Annotated in this window: 15 protein-coding genes; 1 reads left to right on the top strand and 14 read right to left on the bottom strand. The window is 49.1% G+C overall.

Annotated elements, in window-relative coordinates:
* Nucleotides 1-12 precede the first annotated feature (12 nt).
* From LRP54_RS03850 to LRP54_RS03800, 11 genes are all read right to left on the bottom strand, one after another.
* Entirely contained in the window at nt 13-552 is a 540-nt protein-coding gene (locus LRP54_RS03850; protein ID WP_231235037.1) for an adenine phosphoribosyltransferase, read from the bottom strand.
* On the bottom strand, nt 549-1,637 hold the full coding sequence (secF, locus tag LRP54_RS03845) for a protein translocase subunit SecF (RefSeq protein ID WP_231235036.1): 1,089 nt from the start codon (nt 1,635-1,637) through the stop codon (nt 549-551). The genes LRP54_RS03850 and secF overlap by 4 nt, the downstream gene beginning before the upstream one ends.
* Nucleotides 1,634-3,706 (bottom strand): protein translocase subunit SecD, encoded by a 2,073-nt coding sequence (secD, locus tag LRP54_RS03840; protein ID WP_231235035.1) that lies wholly within the window; start codon nt 3,704-3,706, stop codon nt 1,634-1,636. The genes secF and secD overlap by 4 nt, the downstream gene beginning before the upstream one ends.
* Before the next feature lie 44 nt (nt 3,707-3,750).
* The gene (locus LRP54_RS03835) at nt 3,751-4,143 is read right to left on the bottom strand and encodes a preprotein translocase subunit YajC (RefSeq protein WP_231205855.1); all 393 of its coding nucleotides are present in this window, start codon (nt 4,141-4,143) and stop codon (nt 3,751-3,753) included.
* Between the two features lie 197 nt (nt 4,144-4,340).
* On the bottom strand, nt 4,341-5,372 hold the full coding sequence (gene ruvB / locus LRP54_RS03830) for a Holliday junction branch migration DNA helicase RuvB (RefSeq protein ID WP_231235034.1): 1,032 nt from the start codon (nt 5,370-5,372) through the stop codon (nt 4,341-4,343).
* The gene (gene ruvA, locus LRP54_RS03825; RefSeq protein ID WP_231235032.1) at nt 5,362-5,961 is read right to left on the bottom strand and encodes a Holliday junction branch migration protein RuvA; all 600 of its coding nucleotides are present in this window, start codon (nt 5,959-5,961) and stop codon (nt 5,362-5,364) included. The genes ruvB and ruvA overlap by 11 nt, the downstream gene beginning before the upstream one ends.
* A 141-nt stretch (nt 5,962-6,102) precedes the next feature.
* The gene (gene ruvC / locus LRP54_RS03820; protein ID WP_231235031.1) at nt 6,103-6,732 is read right to left on the bottom strand and encodes a crossover junction endodeoxyribonuclease RuvC; all 630 of its coding nucleotides are present in this window, start codon (nt 6,730-6,732) and stop codon (nt 6,103-6,105) included.
* Nucleotides 6,713-7,345 (bottom strand): pyridoxal 5'-phosphate synthase glutaminase subunit PdxT, encoded by a 633-nt coding sequence (gene pdxT / locus LRP54_RS03815; protein ID WP_231235030.1) that lies wholly within the window; start codon nt 7,343-7,345, stop codon nt 6,713-6,715. Before pdxT ends, ruvC begins: the two co-directional genes overlap by 20 nt.
* Complete coding sequence (gene pdxS, locus LRP54_RS03810; RefSeq protein WP_231235029.1) at nt 7,339-8,244, bottom strand: pyridoxal 5'-phosphate synthase lyase subunit PdxS; 906 nt, start codon at nt 8,242-8,244, stop codon at nt 7,339-7,341. Before pdxS ends, pdxT begins: the two co-directional genes overlap by 7 nt.
* 4 nt (nt 8,245-8,248) lie before the next feature.
* The gene (locus LRP54_RS03805; RefSeq protein ID WP_231205861.1) at nt 8,249-9,010 is read right to left on the bottom strand and encodes a YebC/PmpR family DNA-binding transcriptional regulator; all 762 of its coding nucleotides are present in this window, start codon (nt 9,008-9,010) and stop codon (nt 8,249-8,251) included.
* A gap of 77 nt (nt 9,011-9,087) precedes the next feature.
* Nucleotides 9,088-9,729, bottom strand: coding sequence for a SixA phosphatase family protein (locus LRP54_RS03800; RefSeq protein ID WP_231205862.1), 642 nt, complete (start codon nt 9,727-9,729; stop codon nt 9,088-9,090).
* Between the two features lie 202 nt (nt 9,730-9,931).
* Between LRP54_RS03800 and LRP54_RS03795 the strand changes: the two genes are divergently transcribed.
* Nucleotides 9,932-10,156, top strand: coding sequence for a hypothetical protein (locus LRP54_RS03795; protein ID WP_231205863.1), 225 nt, complete (start codon nt 9,932-9,934; stop codon nt 10,154-10,156).
* An 11-nt stretch (nt 10,157-10,167) separates the two neighbouring features.
* On the opposite strand, the gene LRP54_RS03790 is transcribed toward LRP54_RS03795, so the two are convergent.
* The 3 genes from LRP54_RS03790 to LRP54_RS03780 are packed head-to-tail and all read right to left on the bottom strand — an operon-like array spanning nt 10,168 to nt 15,245.
* Entirely contained in the window at nt 10,168-10,869 is a 702-nt protein-coding gene (locus LRP54_RS03790) for a histidine phosphatase family protein (protein ID WP_231235028.1), read from the bottom strand.
* A 33-nt stretch (nt 10,870-10,902) separates the two neighbouring features.
* Nucleotides 10,903-13,911 (bottom strand): bifunctional [glutamine synthetase] adenylyltransferase/[glutamine synthetase]-adenylyl-L-tyrosine phosphorylase, encoded by a 3,009-nt coding sequence (locus LRP54_RS03785; RefSeq protein WP_231235027.1) that lies wholly within the window; start codon nt 13,909-13,911, stop codon nt 10,903-10,905.
* A complete protein-coding gene (locus LRP54_RS03780) occupies nt 13,911-15,245 on the bottom strand; it encodes a glutamine synthetase family protein (RefSeq protein WP_231235025.1) in 1,335 nt (444 codons plus the stop codon). The genes LRP54_RS03785 and LRP54_RS03780 overlap by 1 nt, the downstream gene beginning before the upstream one ends.
* Between the last annotated feature and the right edge of the window lie 13 nt (nt 15,246-15,258).

The following is a 15,258-nucleotide window of genomic DNA, read 5'->3' as shown; positions in this document are numbered from 1 at the left end:
CCATTATTCAGGTCAGAGCACAACAACTGATTCAACATTTTCGCCTTCAAGCCGTTGCCGACCTCCAAGACCAGCTAGCTCCAAAAGGACGGTAATACCCACAACTTCAGCACCGGCCTCACGGATAAGCTGAGCTGAAGCCGCGGCAGTTCCCCCGGTTGCTAAAACGTCATCAAGGATAAGAACACGATGCCCAGGAGTGACTGAATCCGGTCGCAATTCCATACGAGCAGAACCATATTCCAAATCGTAGTCCACACCAATAACAGGACCAGGAAGTTTCCCTGCTTTACGGATGGTCAGCATACCGATCCCTAAGCGTGTTGCCAAAGGCGCTGCCAAAATGAATCCTCGGGATTCAAGGCCCGCAACTGCATCAATACGACCACGGTAATAGTCAGCGAATTGCTCAATGAGTTCACAAAAAGCCGGACCATTAGCTAGCAGAGGTGTAATGTCGCGGAAAAGTACACCCGGTTCAGGAAAATCCTGAATTTCACGTAAATTATCGGTGAGGATTTTTCCTACTTTTTCGCTCAGAACACTGCTCATCGTTTCCGCTTCTTCCTTTGAGGCTGCGCTGAACGTCCCAAGTGGTGTCCTGGTTGCAGTGGTGCGACGCGCACGGATGGATCTGACTCCGTTCCTTCCTCAGTATGGGCATGACGAACGCGTTCTTTTTCAACAACGGCAGTGTGTTCTTTGGTCCGGGTACGGCGTTCTTCAAAGGTCACCAGAAGTGGCGAAGCAATGAAAATTGACGAGTAGGTACCTGCGATCATACCGACGAATAAAGCCAAAGAAATATCTGTCAAAGTTCCTGCACCCAAAAGCAGTGAACCAATCAGCAAAATTGAACCGACGGGAAGTAAAGCAACAACAGAGGTGTTAATTGAACGCACCATTGTCTGATTGACTGCCAAGTTCACTAGTTCAGCGAAAGTGAAACGCTTTTGGTCGGTCAGTCCTTGTGTGAGTTCACGAACCTTGTCGAAAACAACCACCGTGTCATACAGCGAGTAGCCCAAAATCGTGAGGAAACCAATCACTGTTGCAGGAGAAACCTCGACACGAACCACAGCAAAGAAAGCAATAGTAAGCACCACGTCATGCAGCAATGCCACAATCGCAGAAAGCGACATCGTCCATGACCTGAAGTACACAGCCATCAACAAAGCAACCAAAGCAAGGAAGATCACAAGCGATTTCAGTGCTTTTGCAGTCACGTCATGACCCCAGGAAGGACCAATCGAGCTGGACTGCACTTCTGAACTCTCAATACCGTATGCCTGCGCCAAAGCATCACGTACGGCAGCGGTTTGAACCGAATCTAAAGAGTCTGTCTGCACGCGGATACCGTCACTACCTACGCTTGAGACACGCGCATTTGAGTCGTGACCGGTTGCTTCTAAAGCTGTGTAAGCCTTTTGCTGGCTGATATCAGCAACACCTGTCAAAGTGAACTGGGAACCACCGGTAAATTCAATGGATCCTTTGATACCTAAAACAGCCGTGAAGATCAAAGCAAGGAGGAGAACAATACCGGAAACCCCCAGGAAGGCTTTGCGGTTAGCGACAATTCGGTAGGATTTCTTTCCCGAGTACAGGGCATTACCCCATTGAGCGAAACTCATCATCGGTTCTGCTCCTTTTCCTCGACTGAACCATCATCTGTTTGAGTAGCACCCTCAGTGGTCGAAGTTTCAGACGTTTGTTCTGCTTCTTTTTCTAAAGCTTCTTGTCGTTTTTCCTCTGCATATCGGCGTTCTGCAATGGACAGAGGACGTTCCTGAGCATCTTCAACGGCCATCCGTTGTTCCTGTGCGCCCCGATTTACACGAATACGGCCTCGACCAGCATAGATAGCTGCAGATGTCGCACCTAAGTGCTCTGGGTCCAAACCTGAAAGCTTATGGCCTGAGCCAAAGAATCGGGTACGAATCAAAAGCTCCATCATCGGGTGTGTGAATAGGAAGATCACGATTAAGTCAACAATAGTTGTCACACCCAAGGTGAATGCGAAACCTTGAACGCCACCGACAGCCAAAACGTACAAGACAACGGCTGCCACAAGGTTAACCGCATCCGAAACAATAATGGTGTGTTTCGCGCGTTGCCATCCTTCATCAACAGCAGCAACAAGAGGACGACCATCACGAACTTCATCTCGGATACGCTCAAAGTAAACGATGAACGAGTCTGCTGTCACGCCCACAGCAACGATCAAACCAGCAATACCAGCCAAAGATAAACGGTAACCCATAGTCCACGACAGCAAAGTAATGACAAGATAGGTTAATCCGCCCGCCACCAGCAATGAGCCTGCTGAAACCACTGACAAACCACGGTATTGCCATACCATGTACGCAACCACCAACAGCAAACCAATCAGACCCGCCCAAATACCTTTTTGCAGGTGTTCAGAACCCAATGTTGCTGAAATCTGCTGCTCGGATTGGACTTCAAAGTTCAATGGCAATGAACCAAAGTTCAGCTGATTAGCAAGGGACTTCGCTGATGTTGCGGTAAAAGATCCACTGATTTGTGCTCGACCATTGTTGATGACCGCATTCATACTTGGTGCGGTAATGATTTTACCGTCAAGAACGACAGCAAAATGGTTGCGGTCAGGTTTTACGTAAGCTGCGCCTCCCTGAGAATCAGCGGAAGCAAAACCGTATAAGCGTTCAGATGCCTCGGCAAAACTTGTTGTGCCTTCAGCATTGAATTGCAGATCAACGCCCCATTCACCTGTACTGCGACCCTGATTATTTGTAATCATTGCAGCCGCAGCAGTTGTCAGTTGCGAACCGCTCACATCCACAGGACCCAAAATGTACTTTAAGGTGCCTTCTGCGTTACAGGCCGCGTAAGGCTTATCTGCCGCTGCCTCTGTACGTGTCCCTTTTGCGCCGCAATCTAAAGTGAGATAGTCATAGGTAACTTTTTCTGTCATCCATGCTAGATCTGAGTTATTTTCAGGAGTCGTCGCAGGTTCATCTGACAGTTCACCGTCTTTATTTGCATCAGCTAAAGTTTTCGCTTCTTCTTCGCTGAGAACATTGGGCTGTATCTGAGGAGCAGATTGGCTGTTGTCAGCTTCTGCTGACTGAGCAGTTTCACCCGAAGCCGCAGACTCGCCGGACTGTGTTTCCTGCGCAGACTGGTCGCTTCCTTCTGAAGCACTCAGATCACCAGATTGCTCATCTGTCGCAGACTGTGCGGCTTCAGATGATTGAGCCGATTGTGCAGAAGAATCCGACTGCCCGGCTTCAGCAGAAGGCGTTGTCGGTCGTTGAACTGACACGGCCTGACCGATTTTCAAAACTGGACGGAAATTCATCTGTGAAGATGAACGAATAAGGTCAAGAGTTTCTTGCGAAGGAGTACCCGGAATGGCAACAACAATGTTGTCAGAACCCATCGAGGTAATTTCAGCCTCCGCTACGCCGGAAGCATCCACACGCGAACGAATAATGTTAATGGCCTCAGCAATATCATCTTCAGTTACCTGACGTGACGAGTTATCTGTTGATACCGGAGTCAGGATCAGCTGGGTACCGCCCTCAAGGTCAAGGGCAAGAGAAGGGACAAAAGATGCCCCATGATTGGTCACGTTCCCCACAATAAGCGAGCCCATACTTACACCAGCAAGTAAGGCAAGCGCCAGCAAAGAACGGAGCGGACGGCGTTTCTTAATAGCCACTTGTCATTCTGCTTTCAGATGTTCCCACGCAGGGACACGTATAACTACTTCTCAATTCCGGTCGATGAATCATTATCGAGGCCGAGGACTTGTTCGTCTTCTTCTTGGGTTTCAGGTTCTTCTGTTTCTTCAACTTCTTGAACCGAAGCGAATGGAGGATTACCTATTTCCCGTACAACCGCGCGATCCCAGTAAGTCTCTGTCCCGTCAGCAGTTTCAAGAACAACAACGTCGCCGTCAAAATCAACGAAACGACCCCAAAAACCGAATGCGGTTTTCACCCACATTCCAGGGACAAGGTCTTCCCGAAGTTTACGATCACGTTCAGCTTGCTGGGCAAGCATTTTCTTGCGGGAACGACTAGAGAAAAACAACATGAAGATGAGCAAAACACCCAACATCAAAGGGAAAGCGTATTGCTGTACAAGCTGGTCCACGAATAGCCCTTTCATTACTCACGTGCGAATAGACGCACACTTGTTGCAGTCTAGTGCCCTTGAGTGCTTTTAGGCCACGTGATAGATGAAAATGAGCGCAATTGCGCAAAAGTAAAGCTCAGTTTTCCCACAAAAGAATGTCATAAAGATACAAATGCGTCCTAAGTCACAGGATGGGTAGGATTTATCCTGTCATTTTATTGAAAAAGAACAGCCTCAGGCGGGGGCGTAAGCCCTAAATGCTCCCACGCAGCACGTGTTGCTGCTCGTCCACGCGTCGTACGGATCAAGAAACCTTCACGCACTAAATACGGCTCAGCAACAGTTTCCACAGTCTCCGCTTCTTCACCAACAGTCACGGCAAGAGTTGTGAGGCCAACTGGCCCCCCACCGAAACGTCGACATATAGCTTCAAGGACTGCCCGGTCCAAACGATCAAGCCCATGACGGTCCACTTCAAAAAGAGTAAGTGCCCCCTGAGCTGCCTCCAAAGTTAGATTGCCATCACCACGCACTTGCGCATAATCCACGACGCGACGAAGCAATCTATTCGCAATACGAGGAGTCCCACGCGAACGTGAAGCTATTTCATAAGCAGCATCTTCACTGAGTTCCACACCAAGCAAATGAGCAGAACGCGCAACAACATGACGAAGCTGCTCCACCTCATAGAATTCAAGATGCGCAGTGAAACCAAAACGATCACGCAAAGGCGCAGGTAACAGACCGGAACGTGTGGTTGCGCCTACAACTGTGAAAGGCGGCAAAGCCAAAGGAATAGATGTCGCACCTGGACCTTTACCTACAACAACATCAACACGGAAATCCTCCATTGCAAGGTAAAGCATTTCTTCAGCTGTACGGGCAAGGCGATGTATTTCGTCGATAAATAGCACATCATTTTCTTGTAGACCTGACAAAATTGCCGCCAAATCACCGGCATGTTGAATCGCAGGTCCTGATGTTAAACGTAAAGATGTCCCCATCTCTGCGGCAATAATCATCGCTAAAGTAGTTTTACCTAATCCTGGTGGACCAGCAAGGAGCACATGATCTGAAGGCGCTCCACGACCGCGTGCAGCATCTAAAAGAAGCTGCAGCTGATCGCATACCTTTGTTTGCCCAACAAATTCACTAAGGCGTTTCGGTCGAAGTGCAGCCTCTGCTGCACGTTCTAGGTCACCGGCATCAGGTGCCACAATGCGTGAAAAATCAGGTTCAGTGGCCACGGTTACCTCCTAAACTCAGTAAAGCAGCGCGAAGCATATCGGAAACACTCATGCCATGACCGGCAAACTTTTCCACCGTCTGAGCAGCAACACTTTCACTCCAGCCCAGTTGAACCAAAGCAGCACGTACCTGCATTTCATCCTCTGTAGGTGCTGTTTCTGAAATAGCGCCTTCAGGTAAAGCAGCTACCGTACCTAATTTGTCACCAATTTCCAGTAGCATACGCTGAGCAGATTTTTTCCCGACACCCGGTATTTTCTGCAAAGTAGCAGTATCACCTGAGCTAACCGCACGCCGCAGATCATCAGGTGACAGCACGGTAAGAGCAGCTAAAGCTGTTCGCGGGCCTATGCCACTCACTGATTGAAGTTTCTCAAAAATAATGCGTTCATCTGTATCACGGAAACCATATAAGGTCATTGAATCTTCACGTACCACCATAGAGGTATGGATCGTTGCATCAAGACCCACATGAAGTTCCTGAGCGAAAGGCGGAGCCACAACCACACGCCATCCAATACCTCCAACCAAGAGTATGACCTCATCAATGCCTGCGTATGTAACAGTCCCCGCGAGCTGCGCGATCATATGTACCTCCGCTGTTTCTTTCGGTCACCGCTTGTATCGTACGTACGCAAAGATTCCTGTCATCAGAACTCGGTTTTGACGACTAACATATTTCTCTTTCAGATCACAGGAGAGACAAAGCGAACATATGTACGATAGATACTATCGTTGCCGTAGCCGCGGGTCTACTGCACCAGTTCGGCGTTGCGCTGCTTGTGCTTGCGCCCACAGTTGTTGCGCAGGTGTCATTTCACCGCGCGCACGTACACGACCAGAGATTGACACAGAAACAGCCGAATCATCACCTGCACCCAATAGGCCAGTTCCACGCCACCCCTGACAAATAGCAATCGCTAAAGCATCTGCAGCATCAGCAGGTTTTGGAACAGCAGACAAACCTAAAATACGAGCAACCATATGCTGCACCTGAGCTTTACTTGCTGTCCCATTACCTGTCACTGCTGACTTTACTTCGGAAGGCGTATGCATAGCCATAGGCAAACCTGCGCGAGCAACACAGGTCATCGCAGCACCCATCACCTGCATAGTTGTTGCAACAGATTGCAAGTTATCTTGTACGAAAACTCGTTCAATTGCTACGATCTCAGGTTCATACTCGTGGATCAGACGATCAATCGCGTCAGCTACTGTACGTAAACGAAAATGAGTAGCAAGATCTTTGTGAGTACGTGCAACTTCAACATGAACGAGGCCAGCTCGTTTCCCCTGATCCATATCTATGATTCCAAGGCCACACCGTGTAAGACCTGGATCAATCCCCATCACACGCACATTGTTCCTTACGTGAGGAAAGGCAATCTTTCACCATGCGCACAAAAAGATCATGCATACGGTTATCGCCTCCCACTTCAGGGTGAAAAGACGTAGCCATCACAGCTCCATGCCGCACAGCCACTATAGGACCGTTTTGAGCATTACCAGCACGAGCTAAAACATCAACGTCATCTGCAACTGATTCAACCCAAGGCGCGCGAATAAAGAGGGCACGGAAAGGTCCCCCATCAAGTCCTGCAATGTGCAGATCCTCTTCATAGGAATCTACCTGACGTCCAAAGGCATTACGGCGCACTGTCATAGTGATTGCTCCGAAAGAACGTTGGTCAGGACGACCATCAAGTACCGTATCTGCCAGCATAATCATGCCAGCACATGTTCCCCACACGGGCATACCTGAACGAATTCTGGCAGCAATCGGTTCAAAAAAATCAAAAGCACACAAAAGCTTTGACATTGTTGTGGATTCCCCACCAGGAATCACTAATGCGTCTACCTCAGCTAGTTCTGTCAGGCGACGAACAGCACAGGTGCGGGCACCAGATTCCTCCAGTGCCCGCATATGCTCAGCAACATCACCTTGCACAGCAAGGACGCCGATTGTTACCATCCGCGCTCCGCTAAACGGTGCGACACAGGCACATCGTCCACATTAATTCCCACCATAGCTTCACCTAAACCACGTGAAACTTCAGCAATCACTGAAGGATCATCGTAGAAAGTTGTCGCTTTAACGATTGCTGCGGCACGACGCGCAGGATCACCGGACTTGAAAATACCTGAACCAACGAATACCCCTTCTGCGCCCAGTTGCATCATCATAGCTGCATCAGCGGGAGTAGCTATGCCCCCGGCGGTGAAAAGCACAACCGGTAAACGGCCTTCACGTGCTACTTCTGCCACCAGTTCGTAAGGAGCTTGCAGTTCTTTAGCCGCCACATACAGTTCATCTTCTGGCAATGAAGTCAGATGACGAATTTCATCACGAATTTTGCGCATATGCGTAGTCGCATTAGACACATCACCCGTACCTGCTTCACCTTTTGAACGAATCATTGCTGCGCCTTCGTTAATACGACGCAAAGCCTCACCCAGATTCGTTGCACCGCAGACAAAAGGAACCGTGAAATTCCACTTATCAATGTGATGCTCATAGTCGGCAGGTGTCAGAACCTCTGATTCATCAATGTAATCGACACCAAGAGATTGCAAAACCTGCGCTTCAACAAAATGTCCAATACGCGCCTTCGCCATCACAGGAATTGAGACAGCATTAATGATTCCATCAATGAGGTCAGGATCCGACATGCGCGCCACTCCGCCTTGAGCGCGAATATCAGCTGGCACGCGTTCAAGAGCCATGACTGCCACTGCGCCAGCGTCTTCTGCAATTTTAGCTTGCTCAGGTGTCACAACATCCATGATGACGCCGCCTTTGAGCATATGCGCCATACCTCGTTTGACCTGTGGAGTACCTACCTGGCGCTCTGCGGTGACATTTTCAGACATGAACTCAGTCCTCTTCTTCAAAGTGCGCACGCACTTCATCTGACATTGTCATATTGTGATAGACGTTCTGGACATCATCAGAGTCTTCTAAAGCGTCAATCAGTTTATTCACTTTCGTGACACCTTCAACGTCAAGATCAACCTCAGTTGAGGCAACAAATTGAACCTCAGCAGAGTCATAGTCAATTCCGGCTTCCTGTAAAGCTGAACGCACAGGAATCAGGTCTGACGGGTCCGTTTCAATAATAAAACCGTCACCTGTGTCAATGACTTCTTCTGCTCCTGCATCCAAGACAACTTCCATGATGCTGTCTTCGGTTACGTTTTCTGCCGCTGGAACTTCAATAATGCCGCGACGTGTAAATAGATACGACACTGAACCCGGATCAGCTAAAGAACCTCCTGAGCGGCTAAAGCCTAAGCGGACATCCGATGCTGCGCGATTACGGTTATCTGTCAGACATTCCACAAGGAAAGCTACGCCATTAGGACCGTAGCCCTCATACATGATGGTTTCATAATTTGCGCCACCAGCTTCAGCGCCGGAACCACGTTTAACAGCACGATCAATATTGTCCGAAGGAACAGAGTTTTTCTTTGCCTTTTGGATAGCGTCAAACAAGGTGGGATTACCTGCAGGATCGCCACCACCTGTACGTGCTGCAACCTCGATATTCTTAATCAAACGAGCAAATAATTTGCCTCGTTTAGCGTCAATAGCGGCCTTCTTATGCTTGGTGGTCGCCCATTTAGAGTGTCCCGACATTAGTTCTCCCTCTTGCGGGGGTGGATCTGTACTCCCCCAGTTTAACGCCCTCACACCAAAGAACTCACAGGAAGTCATTACCCGTGGGACGAAGAAAGATCGCAATAGGTCACAATTTCGAGTTCACATATGCCTTTGCGCAAGTCTTTCCATTCTCCTCCAAAACGAAGAATCATTGCCTGAGCCAAGTCTGCACCGTATCGTGATAAGGCTTTTATCCGGCGCATATTCAATGAATGTGTCCGTATTTCTTCACTCGCATATTTTTGGAAGGACGCAACACTTTCATTATGTTCCTCAACAAGAGCGTCAGGAAAAGTCAAATAAAGAGCCACATCTGAAATCGTTGGATTGTGGCCAATAATAAATGCTGTCTGTCCTGTAAAACTTCGGGCAATATGGAGTATTTCCTCAATGTCACCGCTGTATAAACTGCGATCCGAAAAAGAATGTGCAATATCGAATTGAGGTGCAAGTCCACGAAAAGTTTCACGTGTACGTTGAGCATCCGAAAGCGCGACCCAATCTACTTGAGGTTTTTCTCCCTCTTTCTTTGCCTCATCTTGTTTCATTTCTTGTAAAGCATGAGCAAGTGAAAAACCAAGCATCCTGCTTTGCTGGTGCCCATAAGAGGTAAGTACGCGCCCGTGATCTCCATTTAATGAAAAAGGCTCTGCCTGCGCATGACGAATAAGGACAAGCGTTCTTTTCATTGTCACAAGCACACATTCTACGCGAAGGAACAGAGTATGAATCTACGTGAGGCTTCTCAGTAAACCTGCACAGATTCCCTTGCCTCTCACATACACTCGCGCCCTTCCCGAAAGCACAGCCGCACTTGCCCGAAAGCACAGATCTTCCCTTTAGCTTTCCTCAAGTAATACAGCGATAATTTGTATAAACACAAGAAAGGCGGCTTTTATGCTTTCACGTGGACCACAAGATCATGTGTGCACAGCTCGACACTGCGAAAAACACGCACTCTGGCGTCTCACATGGACAAATCCTGCTGTACGCACAGGGCGCAAAAAAATATGGCTCAGCTGCGAACAGCACCGTCATGAACTTGAACAATACCTTGCTTATCGTCGTTTCCCTGTAGAGGTGGAGGAATACACTGAACCTACACATTCAGATGAGCAATAAAACAACGCCATTCAAGCACAAATATCTGATACACAAGGGGCTGGCGCATCATTCCAGGTCAGCAACGGAAGTGATTCCAACAGGTCATGAGGATGGAAAGTCCCATCTGCGCATGAGGAAGCAACACTATGAGGGACTTCAAAAATCGTGGTCCCTGTATTTGTCATGAAACAATTGGTCAGCAGAGCACTCATATCATTTCTGCTCAAAGCAGAGGTCAGAAAGCGTGTGAGTGCCCCGTGAATAACAAGAACAAGAACACCTTTATCGCCAACTGACTGATACACCTGACTAATCCCCTGATATACCTCAGGTAAAGCTCGCCCTAAGACTTCCCAACCAGTTTCTGCTTCAGGCATACGCAATTCACGGTTCTTTGAAATCCACTGGTGAACAGTTCCGTGATAGTACATATTCTGCGCATCAGATGTACCCATTTCACAGCTACCTGCACGTATCTCACGCAGACCCCAAGCGATACGCGGCGACATGCCATAACGTTCACACAAGGGTGCCGCTGTCATTCGCGTGCGCAACAGACCTGATACGAGTACAAGGTTCGGCTTTGAGGTCACTTCTTTTTCCCAGCGCTGCGCCAATGCCTCAGCTTGTTTACAGCCCGTGGCATCTAAAGGTAATCCCGGCCAGCCAGTATCCAAAGCACCACTGACATTCGCAGCGGTACGTCCGTGCCTCACAAGAACAAGTTTCATTCTCACTCAACTTCCCTGTAGTCGGTGCACATATCACACCCAAAAAACACTATCCATCACGTCACGACAACGTCGACTGGCTCGAAGCCATTGTTCTTCAAGCATTTTTTCTTGACCGGCCCCCCAACCTAACAAACGAGCCAGGGGAACCAATTCTTTTACCCCATGAGGTAACACATCAAGTTTGACACCACTCATACGACCTGTAGCAAGCACATTACCTGCACGTATGCGTGAAGCCAAAGACCATGATTCACACATGATCTGCGCATGCTCTGGATCAATGATTCCTTCATCTCGCAGGGCATTCAGAGCTGGAATCGTGGAGGTTAGGCGCACAGCAGGACATTCGTGCGCATATCGCATTTGTGCCAGCTGAACCATCCACTCCACATCTGATAATCCGCCGGGCCCTAGTTTGACGTGCCGTGACGGTTCAATACCACGAGGAAGACGTTCATTCTCCATACGTGCTTTCAATAAACGAATATCACGCAGATCTTGCTGGGAAGGAGCCATGTGGTAACGGATTGGGTTAATAACCTCAAAAAACTCCTGTAACAGATCAGGGTTGCCAGCCAGTGGTCGAGCACGAAGCAATGCCTGTCGTTCCCACACGCAGGCCCATCGCTGGTAGTACTCCCTGTAAGAATCCACTGTCCTACTCATCACGCCAGAACGTCCCTCAGGACGTAAATCTAAATCAACATTGACGGGATAGCCGACACCAGTTTGCCCAAGGTATGAGCGCACACGTTGAATCAGTGATACTGCACATGATGTCGCTTGTTCTTCAGTGGCTCCAGAACATGATTTGTGGACCGCAAGAATATCTGCATCTGAGGCATAGGAAGATTCGGCTCCGCCATAGCGTCCCATCGCTACCAAAGCAACCCGCGCGTGAAGGACACCTTTAGCTTGTTTTTCTTCACGTTCAGCAACGGCGAGCGCGCCTGCGATTAAAGCATCACATGCGTCAGCAATTGACGATCGGTGTGCTTCTATTGTGTCCAGTGCATCAGCTAAAGCTGCACGAGTTACTTCACGATTTCGTACAGAACGAATACGCGTTATCGCTTTTTCAGGATTCTCATGGCGGGTAAGTACAGCCTGTATTTCAGTGTCGAGTTGCTGACGTGTGCGCGGAAGCAGCAAAGTATCGTCGTCAAGCATTTGTACGGCTTCAGGTAAAACGCATAGCGCATCAGCAACCCACCGTGAGTTGGGTAAAAGTGAGCATAAGCGTGAAGCTGCCACACCGGAATCGCGTAAAAATGCCAGATACCAGTGTGAATCACCGATATGTTCAGAAAGGGTTCGGAAATGAAGGAGACCCATATCTGGGTCAGCGCCTGCAGCAAGCCATGAAATAAAAACCGGTAAGAGATGTCGTTGAATTGTTGCTCTGCGACTTGTTCCGCGTGTCAAGGCGCTGATATGCGCGAGTGCGCCTTCAGTGTCACGGTAGCCAATGGCAGATAAACGATCTTTTGCCGCATCACGATCAAGGGCTGCTTCATCGGGACTTAAACGGGCGATAGCTGCCACGATGGGCCTGTAGAAAATATTTTCATGGAGGGAACGCACACGTGCGCGGACGCGTTCAAGTTCGCGTGTGAATTCTTGTGTATGTGGCAGGCCTAGGCTTCGGCTCAGTGCACGAAGCTCATCCTCGCGGGAAGGAACTGTATGTGTACGACGCATCCGTGTCAACTGTGCGCGGTGTTCAATGACACGAAGATAGCTGTAGCATCGTTTAAGTTCGGTCGCGTCAAGCCGTGAAATATATCCGCCGTGAGCGAGGGCAGTAATTGCTTCATGCGTTTCGCGGACCCGTAGTGTTTCGTCTGTTCGCCCATGAACAAGTTGCAGTAGTTGAACAGTAAATTCCACATCGCGTAAACCGCCTGGTCCCAGTTTCAGTTCACGTCCTGCCATATGACGCGAAATATTTTCTTCAACACGGGTACGCATGGCTCGGACATCATCAACAAATTTTTCTCTGCTTGCAACATTCCATACGTAGGAGGCAGCAAGGTTGATAAATCGTTCGCCTAGTTCATAGTCGCCCGCGCAGGGACGTGCTTTCATGAGAGCTTGAAATTCCCAGGATTGTGCCCATTTATCCCAGTATTGACGGTATGAATCTAAGGTTCGCACAAGAGCACCTTGACGGCCTTCAGGACGTAGGTTCGGATCTACTGTCCATAGGGGTGGTTCGTTGCCGGCTCCTGAACATCCTTGAGCGGTCATTGCAGCAAGACGGGTTGCTATTTCAATGACATCGTGTTTATCGTGATCTGGCTGGACAGTGGCATCGTAATTTACCGGTTGTGATGTTTTGCTGCTATTGAGGGCCTTGTTTTCCTCAGTTGTGTTTTTTTCGGATCCAACAAGGTAGAGCACATCAACATCAGAAATATAGTTCAGTTCTTGTGCTCCTGTTTTTCCCATAGCGATGATGGCAAAAGGAATCCTTCCATCTGGATCGATGTCTCGACGCGCCAGCGCAAGTGATGCTTCAAGTGCTGCATCTGCAAGAGTCGCCATCCGTTGCCCTACTATCGGCATATGCTGCACCGGATCATTACTTGTGAGATCGTCAGCGACAATGTCGAGGAGTACTTTCCTGTAGGCCACACGCATGTCATCACTGGTTTTACCCTGCTTAGCAATTGGCACGTGGGCGTTTGTGTTTGCTCCGACCGCTGTGAGGAGGACTTCTCGTGCAGAAGGAGGCTGCGTCCACACGTCATGCGCACGCTGTGGGTTCGCAATCAGGTAGTCACCCCACCAACGTGATCCGCCAAGGACAGCAATGAGTCGCTGCGCTGGGCGTTCATGGGGAGAACCTAGTGTCTGAATGAGCTCAGGAGCAGCTTCGTGGAGGCGTCGAAGTTGAAGAATCGCAAGATCAGGGTCATCTGTTGCGGCAGCTACGCTGAGCCACACATGGCCTTCAGGGAGCGTTTCTACGTGTTTCAGAGCTTGCTCGGGAGCAATAAAGCCCATCGCACGCAAGTCCTTCACAGCAAAAATCATCAGTGCATCCTGATAAATTGCGCAATTTCTTTTGCTGTGATTTGTTCACGGTAATCACGCCATTCACGTTCTTTATCACGTAAGAGGTAAAGGAACATTTCTTCACCTAGCGCATCTGCGACAAGTTCTGAGGTACGCATTCGTCGAAGGGCATCGTGTAATGATGATGGAAGTGGTTCAATACCAAGGACTTGACGTTCTTTATCGGTTAATGCCCACACATTATCTTCAGCTTCAGGCATGAGTTCCATCTGTTTTTCTATACCATCTAAACCGGCGGTAATGAGGACAGCAAGCGCAAGGTAAGGATTCGCCGCAGGGTCAAGTGCCCGATATTCCACACGTGTAGTATTTCGACGGCTGGGACGTACCTGAGGAACTCGGATCAAAGCGGAAGAATTGTTATGCCCCCAGCACACATATGAAGGAGCTTCCCCTCCACCCCATAGTCGTTTATACGAGTTCACGTGTTGGTTTGTGACGGCGCAAATCGTTCCGGCATGAGCCAGCATGCCGGCAATAAATTGGCGAGCAGTGAGCGAAAGGTCGTGTTCGCCTGCAGGGTCATAGAAAGCATTGTGTTCGCCTTCCATGAGGAAAATATGCGTGTGCATACCCGAACCTGGGTGATCGATAAATGGTCGCGGCATGAAAGTGGCAACCATATCTTCGCGCAGCGCTATTTCTTCGATAACGACGCGAGCAGTCATGATGTTATCTGCGGCCGTTACTGCGTCCACAGCTCTCAGGTCGATTTCATTTTGTCCAGGCCCGCCTTCATGATGGGAAAATTGCACTGAAATTCCCATGCTTTCCAGCATAAGCACTAATTTGCGGCGGAAATCATTATCCCCGTCTCTGGCTACATGATCAAAGTAACCACCGTCATCTATTGGAACTAAGCGTTCTGGTGTGACTGGACGTGACAGCAAGTAGAACTCGATTTCAGGGTTCACCATCACTGTGAAACCCATATCGCGTGCACGTTCAACAGCGCGTTCAAGCGTTCCACGAGGATCAGAGCGTGACTGCAAACCATCGGGCGTCAGTACATCACAAAACATGCGGGCAGCAGGAGTAGCATTGCCTTGCCACGGCAGGACACTAAAAGTAGAGGCATCAGGACGCAGCAACATATCTGATTCGTGTACGCGAGTCAGACCTTCAATAGCTGAACCATCAAAACCTACGCCTTCCGTGAAGGCTTCTTCTAGTTCTCCCGGGTCCATCGCTACCGATTTCAGTTGTCCTGCAACATCGGTAAACCATAAGCGAATGAAACGTATGCCTTGATCTGCTACTTCACGTAAAACACGTTCTTGCTGCCGATCCATGATGCGCCTTTCC

Source organism: Schaalia sp. lx-100, assembly GCF_021083625.1.
Taxonomy (GTDB): domain Bacteria; phylum Actinomycetota; class Actinomycetes; order Actinomycetales; family Actinomycetaceae; genus Pauljensenia.
This window is presented reverse-complemented; position numbering and strand designations above follow the sequence as displayed.

What these genes read in the sequence shown, in the direction of transcription:
- pdxS (WP_231235029.1), bottom strand. Translation starts at nt 8,244, where the DNA reads ATGTCTGAAAATGTCACCGCAGAGCGCCAGGTAGGTACTCCACAGGTC.
- LRP54_RS03850 (WP_231235037.1), bottom strand. Translation starts at nt 552, where the DNA reads ATGAGCAGTGTTCTGAGCGAAAAAGTAGGAAAAATCCTCACCGATAAT.
- pdxT (WP_231235030.1), bottom strand. Translation starts at nt 7,345, where the DNA reads ATGGTAACAATCGGCGTCCTTGCTGTGCAAGGTGATGTTGCTGAGCAT.
- LRP54_RS03805 (WP_231205861.1), bottom strand. Translation starts at nt 9,010, where the DNA reads ATGTCGGGACACTCTAAATGGGCGACCACCAAGCATAAGAAGGCCGCT.
- secF (WP_231235036.1), bottom strand. Translation starts at nt 1,637, where the DNA reads ATGATGAGTTTCGCTCAATGGGGTAATGCCCTGTACTCGGGAAAGAAA.
- LRP54_RS03795 (WP_231205863.1), top strand. Translation starts at nt 9,932, where the DNA reads ATGCTTTCACGTGGACCACAAGATCATGTGTGCACAGCTCGACACTGC.
- LRP54_RS03780 (WP_231235025.1), bottom strand. Translation starts at nt 15,245, where the DNA reads ATGGATCGGCAGCAAGAACGTGTTTTACGTGAAGTAGCAGATCAAGGC.
- LRP54_RS03790 (WP_231235028.1), bottom strand. Translation starts at nt 10,869, where the DNA reads ATGAAACTTGTTCTTGTGAGGCACGGACGTACCGCTGCGAATGTCAGT.
- ruvA (WP_231235032.1), bottom strand. Translation starts at nt 5,961, where the DNA reads ATGATCGCGCAGCTCGCGGGGACTGTTACATACGCAGGCATTGATGAG.
- LRP54_RS03785 (WP_231235027.1), bottom strand. Translation starts at nt 13,911, where the DNA reads ATGATTTTTGCTGTGAAGGACTTGCGTGCGATGGGCTTTATTGCTCCC.